Annotated in this window: 14 protein-coding genes; 10 read left to right on the top strand and 4 right to left on the bottom strand. The window is 73.2% G+C overall.

Annotation, left to right across the window (positions count from 1 at the left end):
• The first annotated feature begins 68 nt into the window (after positions 1 to 68).
• Both EV372_RS05335 and nudC read left to right on the top strand, forming a co-directional pair.
• Positions 69 to 1,445, top strand: a complete 1,377-nt coding sequence (locus EV372_RS05335) for a dipeptidase (RefSeq protein ID WP_130395094.1) — start codon at positions 69 to 71, stop codon at positions 1,443 to 1,445.
• A 165-nt stretch (positions 1,446 to 1,610) separates the two neighbouring features.
• Positions 1,611 to 2,561, top strand: coding sequence for an NAD(+) diphosphatase (nudC, locus tag EV372_RS05330; RefSeq protein WP_130395093.1), 951 nt, complete (start codon positions 1,611 to 1,613; stop codon positions 2,559 to 2,561).
• A 143-nt stretch (positions 2,562 to 2,704) separates the two neighbouring features.
• On the opposite strand, the gene EV372_RS05325 is transcribed toward nudC, so the two are convergent.
• Both EV372_RS05325 and EV372_RS05320 read right to left on the bottom strand, forming a co-directional pair.
• Positions 2,705 to 3,160 carry an ANTAR domain-containing protein gene (locus EV372_RS05325; protein WP_174546883.1) on the bottom strand — a complete coding sequence of 152 codons (456 nt, stop codon included), beginning with the start codon at positions 3,158 to 3,160 and terminating at the stop codon, positions 2,705 to 2,707.
• 146 nt (positions 3,161 to 3,306) lie between these two features.
• Positions 3,307 to 3,567 carry a mycoredoxin gene (locus tag EV372_RS05320; protein ID WP_019608149.1) on the bottom strand — a complete coding sequence of 87 codons (261 nt, stop codon included), beginning with the start codon at positions 3,565 to 3,567 and terminating at the stop codon, positions 3,307 to 3,309.
• 247 nt (positions 3,568 to 3,814) lie between these two features.
• On the opposite strand from EV372_RS05320, the gene EV372_RS05315 reads away from it, so the two are divergent.
• The 7 genes from EV372_RS05315 (at position 3,815) to EV372_RS05290 (ending at position 9,779) form a co-directional block, all read left to right on the top strand.
• Positions 3,815 to 5,941, top strand: a complete 2,127-nt coding sequence (locus tag EV372_RS05315) for an ATP-dependent DNA helicase UvrD2 (protein WP_130395092.1) — start codon at positions 3,815 to 3,817, stop codon at positions 5,939 to 5,941.
• Entirely contained in the window at positions 5,934 to 6,845 is a 912-nt protein-coding gene (gene tesB, locus EV372_RS05310; RefSeq protein WP_130395091.1) for an acyl-CoA thioesterase II, read from the top strand. Before EV372_RS05315 ends, tesB begins: the two co-directional genes overlap by 8 nt.
• A 453-nt stretch (positions 6,846 to 7,298) precedes the next feature.
• Positions 7,299 to 7,643 (top strand): hypothetical protein, encoded by a 345-nt coding sequence (locus EV372_RS05305; RefSeq protein WP_130395090.1) that lies wholly within the window; start codon positions 7,299 to 7,301, stop codon positions 7,641 to 7,643.
• A 203-nt stretch (positions 7,644 to 7,846) separates the two neighbouring features.
• Complete coding sequence (locus EV372_RS05300) at positions 7,847 to 8,125, top strand: WhiB family transcriptional regulator (RefSeq protein ID WP_013154809.1); 279 nt, start codon at positions 7,847 to 7,849, stop codon at positions 8,123 to 8,125.
• 54 nt (positions 8,126 to 8,179) lie between these two features.
• On the top strand, positions 8,180 to 8,341 hold the full coding sequence (locus EV372_RS28990) for a hypothetical protein (RefSeq protein WP_165435964.1): 162 nt from the start codon (positions 8,180 to 8,182) through the stop codon (positions 8,339 to 8,341).
• A gap of 285 nt (positions 8,342 to 8,626) precedes the next feature.
• A complete protein-coding gene (locus EV372_RS05295) occupies positions 8,627 to 9,202 on the top strand; it encodes a M48 metallopeptidase family protein (protein ID WP_130395089.1) in 576 nt (191 codons plus the stop codon).
• Positions 9,203 to 9,359: 157 nt separating this feature from the next.
• Complete coding sequence (locus tag EV372_RS05290) at positions 9,360 to 9,779, top strand: spore-associated protein A (RefSeq protein WP_130395088.1); 420 nt, start codon at positions 9,360 to 9,362, stop codon at positions 9,777 to 9,779.
• 221 nt (positions 9,780 to 10,000) lie between these two features.
• On the opposite strand, the gene EV372_RS05285 is transcribed toward EV372_RS05290, so the two are convergent.
• Positions 10,001 to 10,591, bottom strand: a complete 591-nt coding sequence (locus EV372_RS05285) for an NUDIX hydrolase (RefSeq protein WP_130395087.1) — start codon at positions 10,589 to 10,591, stop codon at positions 10,001 to 10,003.
• Positions 10,592 to 12,079, bottom strand: coding sequence for a zinc-dependent metalloprotease (locus tag EV372_RS05280; RefSeq protein ID WP_130395086.1), 1,488 nt, complete (start codon positions 12,077 to 12,079; stop codon positions 10,592 to 10,594).
• A gap of 123 nt (positions 12,080 to 12,202) precedes the next feature.
• On the opposite strand from EV372_RS05280, the gene EV372_RS05275 reads away from it, so the two are divergent.
• Positions 12,203 to 13,270, top strand: a complete 1,068-nt coding sequence (locus EV372_RS05275) for an NAD-dependent epimerase/dehydratase family protein (protein ID WP_130395085.1) — start codon at positions 12,203 to 12,205, stop codon at positions 13,268 to 13,270.
• Positions 13,271 to 13,275: the final 5 nt, after the last annotated feature.

Here is a 13,275-nt window from a genome sequence, read left to right as displayed (position 1 = left end):
GCGTGCCGGGACGGTTCACGCAGGTCCTAGGCTCGTTCCCGACAACGACGTCGAGCAAGGACGGTCCCATGGACGTACGCGCCCACATCGAGGCACACCGGGACGAGTTCGTCTCCTCCCTCAAGGAGTGGCTGGCGATCCCCTCCATCTCCGCCGACCCCGCGCACCACCCCGACGTGGTCCGCTCCGCCCGGTGGCTCGCCGACCACCTCACCGCGACCGGCTTCCCCACCGTCGAGGTGTGGCAGACCCCCGGCCTGCCCGCCGTGTTCGCCGAGTGGCCCGCCGCCGACCCCGACGCCCCCACGGTGCTCGTCTACGGACACCACGACGTCCAGCCCGTCGACCCGGTCCAGGAGTGGGAGACCGACCCGTTCGTGCCCACCGAGCGCGGCACCTCCCTGTTCGCGCGCGGGGCCTCCGACGACAAGGGGCAGGTGCTCTTCCACGCCCTCGGCGTGCGCGCCGCCCTGGCCGCCTCCGGCGCCGACGCCCCGCCCGTCACGGTCAAGCTGCTCGTGGAGGGCGAGGAGGAGTCGGGCTCGGTCCACTTCGCCGACCTGATGCGCGCCCACCGCGACCGCCTGGCCTGCGACGTCGTCGTCATCTCCGACACCACCATGTGGGCGGCCGACACCCCGTCCATGTGCGTGGGCATGCGCGGCGTCACCGACGTGGAGATCAGCCTGTACGGCCCCGAGCGAGACCTGCACAGCGGCTCCTTCGGCGGCGCCGTGCCCAACCCGCTCAAGGCCATGAGCGACCTGCTGTCCGGCCTGCACGACGAGGACGGCCGGGTGGCGGTCCCCGGCTTCTACGACGGGGTCGTCGAGGCCAGCCAGGAGGAGCGCGAACTCATCTCCCGGCTGCCCTTCGACGAGCGCGAGTGGCTGGCCACCGCCGCCTCCACCGCCACCTGGGGTGAGAAGGGCTACAGCACGCTGGAGCGGATCTGGCTGCGCCCGACCGCCGAGATCAACGGCATGTGGGGCGGCCACACCGGCTCGGGCGGCAAGACCATCGTCCCGCGCTCCGCGCACGCCAAGGTCAGCTTCCGCCTGGTGCCCGGCCAGGACCCGCTGCACGTGCAGGACCGCGTCCGCGCCCACGTCGAGGCGGCCGTCCCCGAGGGCCTGCGCGCCGAGACGGAGTTCGGCGGGCCGGGCGTGCGCGCCTGCGCCTCCGACCTGTCCTCCACCGCGCTGAAGGCGGCCCGCTCGGCCATGGAGCGCGCCTTCGGCACCCAGGTCCTGTTCACCCGCGAGGGCGGCAGCGGCCCCGAGGCCGACATCGCCGACATCCTCGGGGCGCCGCTGGTCTTCCTCGCCGTCGGCCTGGACGAGGACCGCATCCACGCCCCCAACGAGAAGGTGGAGATCCCCCTGCTGCTCAAGGGGGCCGAGAGCGCCGCGTACCTGTGGGAGGAGCTCGGCGGCCTCGGCTGAGCCGTGACCGCGCGGCGCCGGGGCCCGCTCCGCGCACGGTGCCGACCCGCCCACGGGGGACCCGCCCCGCACGGGGGCCGCGCCAGGATGCGCGCGGCCCCGACGGGTGTTATGCACGTTGTGGACACGGGCCCCGCCAGGCGGCCCGCCGACCCGGAAGGACCCATGGACGCCGACGCGATTCCCTCCCTCTCCCGCTTCTCCGTCGACCCCGCCGCGCACCGGCGCCTGGACGGGGAGTGGCTGGCCGAGGCGTGGGCGGCCCCCGGCACCCGGGTGCTGGTCCTGGAGGGCGGGGACCCCGTCACCCACGGTTGGCGGGCCGTCATGGCCAAGCAGTCCCGGGCCCTGATCACCACCGGGGACGACCCCCAACTGGTCCTGGTCCCCCCGGACGAGGCGCCCGAGGGCGAGCGCTACCTGCTGGGCACCGACGGACGGGACGCCTACTTCGCGGTCCGCTCCGGCCGGGAGCTCACCGCCACCGAACGGACCGCCCCGGCCTCCCTGCGCGAGATCGGCGCGCTCCTGGGCGACCGCGACACCGGGCTGATGACCCGGGCCGTCGCCCTCGCGAACTGGAACGCCACCCACGGGTTCTGCCCCCGCTGCGGCTCCCGCACCACCCCGGCCGCGGCCGGGCACGTGCGCGTGTGCGAACGGGAGGGCACCGAGCAGTACCCCCGGATGGACCCGGCGGTGATCATGCTGGTGCACCGCGAGCGCGACGGCCGCGAGGAGATGCTGCTCGGCAACAACCCGAACTGGGACGCCCGCCGCTTCTCGGTGCTGGCCGGGTTCGTGGACGCGGGGGAGTCGCTGGAGCAGGCCGTGGTCCGCGAGGTCGCCGAGGAGGCGGGGATCGTGGTCGAGCGCCCGCGCTACCTGTCCTCGCAGCCCTGGCCCTTCCCGCGCAGCCTGATGGTGGGCTACACCGCGCGGGCCGTGGGCGAGACCGAGCGCACCGACGACGAGATCGGCGTCACCCGGTGGTTCACCCGCCCCGAACTGGCCGAGGCCGTGCACGCGGAGGAGATCGCGCTGCCGGGGCGGGTCTCGATCGCCCGCACCCTCATCGAGCACTGGTACGGCGCGGAGCTCCCCGGCGGCTGGTGACCCCGGACCGACGGCCGCTCCCGGCCCCGCGGCGGCCGGGGCCGCCGCCCGCGGGGCCGGTTCCGGGGAACGGGGGCGCGCCCGGGGCGGGGCCGGGGCCTTCTCAGGGTTTGGCTCGGGGCCCCGCCCGGCCCGTCGCCGCGCTAGCGCGAACCGGGGGAGGCGCCCAGTTCGTCGGGCAGCACGGTGAGGGGGCTCGTGCTGCTCTCCACCACGTCCCGCGCCAGGTCCGCCACCTTGCGCCCGCGCGAGCGCGCCGAGGAGCGCAGCCGCTCGAAGGCCTCGCGGGGCGCCATCGTGTGCCGCTCCGCCAGGACCCCGATCGCCTGCTCCACCACCACGCGCGACTGAAGCGCGTGCTCCAGCTGCGCGATGGTGTGCCGCAGCCGCTCCACCTCCGAAGCGCCCTCCGGGGCCCGGCCGGGCGCCTGGGAACGCGGGGTCCGGGTCCCCGACTCGCCGGTCAGCAGGTCCGCCAGGACCATCGCGCTCACCAGGTCGGGCACCTCCTCGCCGTCGCCCACCCGCCACCCGGCCGGGGTGCGGCGGACCACACCGGTGTCCACCGTGTCGGCGACCGCAATGTCATGAGGCCTCATGTCCTCCCCCAACTCCACACTCCCCGTCGTCATCGTCCGAGTCCTTGGTGACCCGAGCGCCGTCGGAGGTGCACCGCCGAAGGCGGGCCCCGCGGTGCGGGCCGCGGGACCCGCCCTGGGGCGCGGCCCGCGGCCCGCGTACCGTCCTACGACAGCTCGGCCAGTTTCTGCTTCACCTGAGCGAGCGACGGGTTGGTCATCGCCGCACCGTCACTGAAGACCAGCGTCGGAACCGTCTGGTTGCCGTTGTTGGCCTTCATGACCAGTTCCGCGGCCTCCGGGTGCTCCTCGATGTTCACCTCACGACCGGTGATCCCCTCGCGGGCGAGCTGGCTCTTGAGCCGCTTGCAGTACCCGCACCAGGGGGTGGTGTACATCGTGAACTGTTCGGTCGCCGCGCTCGTCATGTCGCTCACGTCCTTCTCTCGTCTACGGTCGATGGGTCGGTCCGGTCATCTCAACACCGAGGGGACCGGACCGCTTCCCGGGACCGCGTGACACAACGTGGGACGCCTCACAGGACCAACTGGTTCTGGAATGTCTGATGTGCCTCCCGCGGCCCCGGCGGCGGGCGCGGGGTCCGATCCGCTCCCCGTCACGGCCGATACTTGAGAGACTGGGACCCCATCCACCCCGACCCTACGCAGGAGCACCATGGATCCCGACCGCGTCCTGGAGGGACTGGACCCGGAGCAGACCCAGGCCGCACGCGCGCTGCGCGGCCCCGTGTGCATCCTGGCCGGTGCCGGGACGGGCAAGACCCGGGCCATCACCCACCGCATCGCGTACGCGGTCTCCAGCGGTGTGGTCGCCGAGCAGCAGGTCCTCGCGGTCACCTTCACCGCGCGCGCCGCCGGGGAGATGCGCGGCCGGCTGCGCGCCCTGGGCGCCCCCCGTGTGCAGGCCCGCACCTTCCACGCCGCCGCCCTGCGCCAGCTCTCCTTCTTCTGGCCCCAGGTCGTGGGCGGCGAGAAGCCCACCCTCATCGAGAGCAAGCTCCCGGTGGTCTCCCGCGCCGCCCACTCGGTGGGCCTCCAGCCCGACCGCAACGGCCTGCGCGACCTGGCCGGCGAGATCGAGTGGTCCAAGGTCACCCAGGTGCGCCCCACCGACTACGACAAGGCCGTGGTCAAGGCGGGCCGCCAGCCCCCGCTGCCCGCGGGCGAGGTGGCCCGGGTCTTCGAGGCCTACGAGGACCTGCGCCGCGAGCACAACCTCCTCGACTTCGAGTCCATGCTCGAACTCACCGCCGGCATGATCACCGAGTACCCGGCCATCGCCCAGCGCGTGCGCGAGCAGTACCGGTACTTCGTCGTCGACGAGTTCCAGGACGTCAACCCGCTCCAGCGCCTGCTCCTGGACGCCTGGCTGGGCGACCGCGACGACCTGTGCGTGGTCGGCGACCCCAGCCAGACCATCTACTCCTTCGCCGGGGCCACCCCCGGCTACCTGACCGGGTTCGGCGCCCGCTACCCGCACGCCACCGTGGTCCAGCTGGTCCGCGACTACCGCTCCACCCCCCAGGTCGTGCGGGTGGCCAACCACGTCATCGCCCAGGCGCGCGGCACGACCTCCGCCCAGCACCTGACCCTCCAGGCCCAGCGCCCCGACGGCCCCGACCCCATGTACCAGGAGTACGACGACGAGCCCGCCGAGGCCACCGGGGTCGCCCGCAAGATCAGCGTCCTGCTGGAGGGCGGCACCCCGGCCAGCGAGATCGCGGTGCTGGTGCGCACCAACGGCCAGTCGGCCTCCTACGAGCAGGCGCTGACCGACGAGGGCGTGCCGTTCACGATGCGCGGGACCACCCGGTTCTTCGAGCGCCCCGAGATCAAGCAGGCCGTGCACACCCTGCGCGGCGCCCGGCACGGGGCGGCGGGGGAGGAGGCCGAGCCCCTGGTGCGCACCGTCCGCCAGCTGCTCGGACAGCTCGGCCTGACCGAGAGCGCGCCCGAGGGGCGCCAGGCCCGCGAACGCTGGGAGTCGCTGGCCGCGCTGGCCCAGCTGGCCGAGGACATGGCCGCCGCGCCGAGGCCCGACGGCACGCCGGTGACCATGGCCGACCTCGTGGACGAGCTCGACGTGCGCATGGCCACCGAGCACGCGCCCGGCTTCGAGGGCGTCACCATCGCCTCCCTGCACGCGGCCAAGGGCCTGGAGTGGGACGCCGTCTTCCTGGTCGGCCTCACCGAGGGCATGATGCCGATCATCTACGCCGAGACCGACGAGCAGGTGGAGGAGGAGCGCCGCCTGTTCTACGTGGGCGTCACGCGGGCCCGCGAGCACCTGGCGATGTCGTGGTCCCTGGCCCGCTCGCCCGGCGGCAGGAAGACCCGCAAGCCCTCCCGCTTCCTCGACGGCCTGCGCCCCGCCTCCCCGTCCACCGCCTCCCGGCGCGCCGAGCGCCGCAAGGGCGGCGTGACCCGCTGCCGGGTGTGCTCGGCCACCCTCACCGACGCGGCCGAGCGCAAGCTGGGCCGCTGCCTGGACTGCCCCTCCAGCTACGACGAGGCCCTGCTGGAGCGGCTGCGCGACTGGCGCCGCGCGTGCGCGCAGGAGCAGAAGGTGCCCGCCTACGTGATCTTCACCGACGCCACCCTCCAGGCCGTCGCCGAGCAGGAGCCCGGCAGCCTCACCCAGCTGGCGGCGGTGTCCGGTGTCGGCGCGGTCAAGCTCGATCGCTACGGTGAGGCGGTACTGGCGCTGGTGGCGGGCGCGGACCCGGCGGACGTCATGGACCGCCGGACCGAGGACGAGGGGGAGGAAACGGCGGATGAGTGAGAGCGCCGACGCGCAGGCGCGGGGCCAGTCCCTCGCCGACCTGCTGACCGTGCTGGACCTGGAGCGGATCGAGGACGACATCTTCCGGGGCAGCAGCCCCGAGGAGGGCCCCCAACGGGTGTTCGGCGGCCAGGTCGCGGGCCAGGCGCTGGTCGCGGCGGGGCGCACCGTCCCCGCCGAACGCTACGTGCACTCCCTGCACGCGTACTTCATACGCCCCGGCGACCCCTCGGTGCCCATCGTCTACGAGGTGGACCGCGTCCGGGACGGCCGCTCCTTCACCACCAGGCGGGTGGTGGCCATCCAGCACGGCAAGCCGATCTTCACCCTGTCGGCCTCCTTCCACAAGGAGGAGCCGGGCCTGGACCACCGGATCCCGATGCCCGACGTCCCGCCGCCGGAGGAGCTGCCGAGCACGCGCGAGCGCCTGCAGGAGGCCTTCGGCCGCGTGCCCGGGTTCGTGCGCTGGCACCCCATCGAGCTGCGCCCGGTGGGGCCGCTGTCCTACGAGGCCGAGCGCGACCCGCGGCTGCGCACCGCCAACAACCCGGTGTGGCTCAAGGTGGACGGCGAACTGCCCGACGACCGCCTCACCCACGTGTGCCTGATGACCTACGCCTCGGACATGACCCTGCTGGACACCGTGCTGCTGCGCCACGGCCGCTCCTTCGCGGGGATCTCCATGGCCAGCCTGGACCACGCGATGTGGTTCCACCGGCCGTTCCGCGCCGACGAGTGGCTGCTGTACGCGCAGGAGGCGCCGACCGCCCAGGGCGCCCGCGGTCTGGCGCGCGGGCTGGTCTACACCCGCGAGGGCGAACTCGTGTGCTCGGTGGTGCAGGAGGGACTGATCCGGGTGGTGGACGCCGAGGGCTGGTCCGACACCCTTCCGGAACCGTTCTAGCGGACCGGCCGGAACCGCAGCCGGTGCGAAGCGGGGGTTTTGACCTGCGGTGATCCTGTACCTGGGGCGAGGTCGGAGCATCCGGCCTCGCCGTGCGTACGAGATCACGGCGGATGAGGCCGGCCCGGGCGCCCTTCCGGGCACCACGGCGGGCAACCGCCGCCCCGCCCCGGACGTCGGGACGGAGGAGGCTGCTCAGGCCGCCCGCCGTGGCCGGGGCCTCCCCGCGTCGCGGGCGGGGTGTCGGCAGGGCGCTCGGGGGATGCCCAAAGGCAACGCTTCCGGGCGCCGCGGCATTCCCGCGAACCCCTGACCGGATGCGGACGTTTGCGCAGGTCAAAAATGGGTTGCCCTCTTTCCGCGCCAGACCATAGTGTGTACCCCGTCGCAATGACCGCTCCCGGCGCGGGTGCAAGATCCCGCCGCCCGAAAGTGAAGGAGGTGCCCGATCCAATGACCAGCATCACGGAGACCACAGGCTTCGTCGCCGGCTTCGCCATGCCGTCGCGTCAGCTGTCCCCGACCGCTGTTCAGGGCAACCTCCTGCGCGGTCACACGGACGTCTTCGCCTTCTTCGGCGAGGCCACCATCGGCAACGGCGGCACCGGGGTCCCCGGGTCCCGCTCCCCGTTGATGGTGTCCCAGGTCGAGCGGACCGTCCTCGGCGACGGCAGTGGTGTGTCCGTCGAGTCCGGGCTCGCCCTTGATCGCGGCAAGCGCCAGACGAAGCACGCAGCAGAAGCTACCCAGCGCCCGTATGGCGCATCGGGGGAGTGTCCACGGAGGATTCCGGCCTAGAGCAGGACAGGCCGAGAGCTTCGACCGTGGCCGCGGACCCCGACAGGGGCCGCGGCTTTCTTTGTATCTTCGCCAGCTCCCCGTCCCCCAGGGACGAGGGAGAGGGCGGCGGCATCGCAAGTCCAGGTCCCCCACCGGACCGGTTCCGGTGACCAGTCACCGACCGCGTTGTACGAAACGATCAAAGATCTTGGAGGGCACCGATGCTTGCGTCGGTCCTGGAAACGCCCTGGCTGGGCGACACCGAAGTTCCCTGCCGCCTGGAGCCCGACCTGTTCTTCGCCGAGGCGCCCGCCGACGTCGAGGCGGCCAAGGCCGTCTGCGGCGCGTGCCCCGTGCGGGAGCAGTGCCTGGCCGACGCTCTGGAGCGCGGTGAGCCCTGGGGCGTCTGGGGCGGGCAGCTGCTCGTCTCCGGACAGGTCGTGGCGCGCAAGCGCCCCAGGGGCCGCCCCCGGAAGAACCCCGCCCCGGTCGCGGCCTGACCGTTCCAGCCACAGCCTCACCCGACCCCCACAAGACCCGAAGGACGAAGACGGATGATGATGATGGAAATCATGCGCGTGGTCGAGCGGACCGACGTCGAAACGCGTGAACAGCAGGGCAGAAGGCTCACCGCCCGCCAGCTGCGCGCCCGCCAGCGCGAGGAGCGCCGTGCCGAACAGGCGCTCATGGAAATCGCGTGGTCACGTCTGTGTTGACGTGACGGGACGCACGGCGCCCTGAGCTGATCACGGGGCCGGGCGGGGCTCCTCCGAGGGTCACCGTCCGGTCTCTTTTGTGTATCCGAAAGAGCACCGGAACATCTCGGCGGGCCCCTCCGTGGCCCGTCCCACAGCCGAAAAAGGACCCTGGTCAGGGCGGAATGTGCTAAGGGAACGTGTTTTTCGGTGACGTTCCGGGATCCGGAGAAGACGCAAGATCGGCGACATAACAGGACAGGACACACCTGTGCTGGAGCGCCTCGCTCGGCTACCGTAAACTTCGTGCCCTCGAACACCAAAATCGAGGTACGACGCAGTCCTCGTCGCCGACGCACGGTGTCGGCCTACAGGGACGGGGACACCACGGTCGTCCTCGTGCCCGCGACGTTCTCCCGCGCAGAGGAAAAGCGCTGGGTGGGCCGCATGCTGCAACGACTCGAAGCCCGCGAGGGGCGTCGCAACCCCGGCGACGCCGAACTCCACGAGCGCGCGCTCGAACTGGCCCGCCGCTATCTGGACGGCACCGAACTCCCCGAGAGCGTGCGCTGGGTGGACAACCAGAACTCGCGCTGGGGGTCGTGCACCCCCGAGACCCGCACGATCCGCATCTCCCGCCGCGTCGCCGGAATGCCCTCCTGGGTCGTGGACTACGTGCTCATCCACGAACTCGCGCACCTGTTCATCCCGCACCACGGCCGGGAGTTCTGGGACCTGGTGCGCCGCTACCCCAAGGCCGAGCGGGCCCGCGGCTACCTGGAGGGCTTCAGCGCCGCCTCCCGCGCCGAGTCCGACGACCCCTTCGGAGTCGGGGAGGACGAGGAGGAGCTCGACGCCGCCGAGGTCGCCTTCGACGAGTGAGCCCGGCCGCGCGACGGTGGGGCGGGAGCTGTCACCGATACGGACAGGGACAAAAGGCCTTTTCCGCCTTTATCGCTTTCCTTTTCCCGTGTGTTTCGGGGTATTTTTCTGCGGTCACGCGGGCCACGGGCCCCACCGAACCGGAACGGACACCCCCATGAGGACGCTCAAGAAGACCCTGGCTACCGCCGCCGCGACCCTGACGCTCCTGGCCGCCGGTGTCGTCACGGCCTCTCCGGCCAGCGCCGCCGCCTACAACGGCGCCTGCGGCTCGGGCTACTCGGTGGTCAACTCGGCCCCGATCCGCTTCGACCTGGGAACCGTGTTCCTCACCTACAACAGCTCCAACGGCTACAACTGCGTGGTCACCGTCCGCAGCGCCGACAGCGACGGCTTCGCCATGCCCATGAGCGCGGGCCTGCGCCGGGCGGGGGACGGCAACTCGTTCGTGTCGGACACGGGCGAGTACAGCTACTACGCCGGTCCGGTGTACGTGTACGCCAGCGGCTCCTGCGTCGACTGGCGGGGGCTCATCGGCAACCAGGCCACCGAGCGCTACGCCACGAACTGCGGCTGACCCGACGCGTACGGCCCCGCCCGGGACACCGCCGTCCTCCCGGTCCAGCGCCCCGAAGGACCCCGCCTTCGGCCCCCCAAAGAACCACGGTCCCCGCGGCACCCCGGAATCCGGGGTGCCGCGGGGACCGTTGGAACCCGTGACCGGGTCGGGGCCGTCGTGTGCCGTGGGACCGCCGGGACGGGGCTGGCGCCCCCTCCAGCACGCCGCCGCTTCTCAGGTCAGCGCGTGCCCGGGTCCGCGCCCAGGGGGCGGTCGGACGCCCGCAGGCGGCGCCCCACCGCCTCGGCGGCGGCGCGCACCAGCGAACGGCACACCTCGTCGGAGGGCTCGGGCAGGTCGTCCACCGGGAACCAGCCCAGGTCGGCCGACTCGTCGGGGTCGCGCACCAGCACCGCGTCCTCGGGGGCGACCGCCGCGTACTGCACGTCCAGGTGGAAGCTGCCGCCCCCGCAGGGCACCGCGTGGCGGTCCAGCCCGACGGGCTCGGGCAGCAGGGTGAGCCCCCGGATGCCCGACTCCTCGGTCGCCTCGCGCAGCGCCGCCGCGCCCAGGGTGGCGTCCTCCGGCTCGCAGTGCCCGCCGGTCTGCAACCAGATCCGGTGGATCCGGTGCAGGGTGAGCACCGCCCGCGAGCCGTCGGCGGAGATGATCGCCGTGCTGGCCGTCACGTGGCCGGGCAGGCAGGAGCGCCACATCGCGTCCCCGTGCGCGTCCAGGTGGTCGAGGTAGGAGCGGCGCAGCTCCTCCTGCCGGGCGTCGGGCGCGGTCCACGCGCCCAGCACCGCCCGGGCGTCCGCGTGCAGCGACACCTACGCGCCCTCTCGCCGGTCGTCGTCCCCGTCGCCGTCCCGGTCACCGCCGGGGGCGCCCTCGTCGGAGGGACCCTCCCCGGACGCGTCCCCGTCGGTCCCCGCCCTCTCCCGGCCGGGAGCGTCCCCGGTCAGCGAGGAGATGTCGAAGTCGGCGTCGCCGAACCCGTCACCGCCCCCGCGCACGAAGGCCTCCGGATCGTCCAGGTCGTCGCCGGTGGGCATCAGGTCCGGGTGCTCCCAGACCGCGTCCCGGCCCTCCACACCGCGCGCCTCCTCCAGGGCGGACCACAGCGCGGACGCCTCGCGCAGGCGGCGCGGGCGCAGCTCCAGGCCGACCAGGGCGGCGAACGTGTGCTCGGCGGGCCCGCCGGTCGCCCGGCGGCGCCGGGTCGCCTCGGCCAGGGCGTCCGCCTGCGGCAGACGGCCCGACACCGCGGACGAGACCACGGTGGCCACCCAGCCCTCGATCAGCGCCAGGGTGGTCTCCAACCGGGCCAGCGCCGCCTTCTGCTGCGGGGTGTCCTCGGGCTGGAACAGTCCCTCGCCCCCGACACCGCCCAGGGCCTCCTGGAGCGCCTCGGGGTTGGTGAGGTCGATCTCACCGAGCCGGTCCTCCAGACCGCTGATGTCGAAGGACATCCCGTCCGCGTACTCGTTGACCAGCCGGGACACGTGCGAGCGCAGCCACGGCACGTGCGAGTACAGCCGGTGCACGGCCGCCTCGCGGGCGGCCAGGTACAGGCGCACCTCGTCCTCGGGGACCTCCAGGCCCTCGCTGAAGCGCGCCACGCCGGAGGGCAGCAGCGCCGCACGGCCCTCACCGGCCAGGGGCAGTCCGATGTCGGCGGTGCCGACCACCTCGCGGGACAGCTCGCCCACGGCCTGGCCCGCCTGGCGGCCGACCATCATGCTGCCCATCTGCTGGATCATGCCCAGCAGCGGACCGGCCACGGACTGCATCTCCTCGGGCAGGTTCTGCCCCATCGAGCGGACGGTCTTGCTGGTCAGCGGGTCGCACAGCTGCGCCCACGAGTCCATCGTCCGCTCGATCCACTCCGACCGGCTCCATGCCTGGGCGGTGTGGACGCCCGACGGCAGGTCGGTAGCCTGGTCGAGCCACAGGTCGGCCAGGCGCAGGGCCTCCTCGACCCTGGCGTAGTCGGACGCCGGGACGCTCGGGTCGCCCTCCTGGGCGACCGTCTGGCGCGCGACGTCCTTGGCCATGGCCCAGTTCACACCGGACGACGACCTCTGGTCGCCGCCGGAACCGGAAGCGGGATCGGGTTGGGCCGACATCATGTCGGCGAACTGACGCAGCATGTTGGCCATCTGCTGCGGGTCGCCGAACGGGAAGCCGTCCGGCGTTCCGGATCCTCCTCCGCCCGGGCCGCCGCTGCCGGCACCCGAGCCGGAGTCGCCAGAACGGCGTCCGGACTCGTCATCGGGATCGTTCGGCATGCTGAAACCGAATGGCAGGTCGCTCACAATCAGACCTCAGGCAGGATTAGGTTTGGTCTCCACTGTCACGTTAGCTGGGAGTCGCCCGGAGTGAATACCGAAAGCAGCCAGGTTCGCCCAGAGCACAGCCCCTCCGTGGGAGCGGGCACGGTGGTCGCTGTCACCGGTGCCGCCTCCGGGGTGGGCCGGCTCCTCGTGCAACGCCTGGCCGCGCCGGAGAGTTCCGCGCGCCTGCGCGAGGTCGTCGCCATCGACTCCGAGCTCGCCGACCTGCGCGGCGTCACCTGGCGCATCGCCGACGTGTGCGACCCCGGGCTGGTCTCCCGCCTCGGCGGGGTGGACGTGCTCGTGCACACCGCCGACGACCGCTCCCTGGAGACCCGGCCCGCGCGGCGCCGCGCGCACAACATCCGCGCGGCCCAGACGGTCCTGACCGCAGCCGCGGCCTCGGGGGTCCCCCGCGTCATCCTGGTCACCAGCACCATGGTCTACGGGGCCGCCCCCGACAGCCCCCTGCCCCTGGCGGAGAACACGCCGCGCGTGTCCGACAACAGCGAGGGGCTCATGGGCGACTTCGCCGAGATCGAGGCCCTCGCCGAGCGCGCCCGCCGGGCCCACCCCAGCCTCGCCGTCACCGTCGTGCGCCCCGCCCCGCTCGTGGGGCCCGGGCTCGACACCCTCCTCAGCCGCCACTTCTCCGCCCCGCGCCTGCTCACCGTCAAGGGGCACGAACAGCACTGGCAGTTCTGCCACGAGGACGACCTGGTCAGTGCCCTGGCCTTCTGCGCCCTGCACGGGGTGGACGGGCCCGAGGGCGTGGTCGCCGTGGCCAGCGAGGGCTCCCTCACCCAGGACGAGGTGGAGGCCGTCGCCGGGATGAAGCACTTCGAGGTGCCCGCCAACCTGGCCTTCGGCGCCGTCCGCCGCCTCCACCAGGCCCGGATCACCCCGGCGGCCGAGGGCGAGCTGAAGTTCCTCGTCTACCCGTGCGTGGTGGACTGCGCGGTGCTGCGCGAGGCCGGGTGGAAGCCCGCCCACGACAACGAGTCCGCCCTGGCCGCCCTGCTGGAGTCCCGCAGCGGCAGGCCCGCCCTGGTCGGCCGCAGCCTGGGCCGCAAGGAGGTCACCATCACCGCCGCGGGCGCCGCCGGAGCCGCCGCGGCGGCCATCGGCACCGCCGCCGCCATCCGCCACCTGCGCAAACGCAAGGGGGCGTGAGGTCC

The organism is Nocardiopsis sp. CNZ308 (genome assembly GCF_004217075.1).
This window is presented reverse-complemented; position numbering and strand designations above follow the sequence as displayed.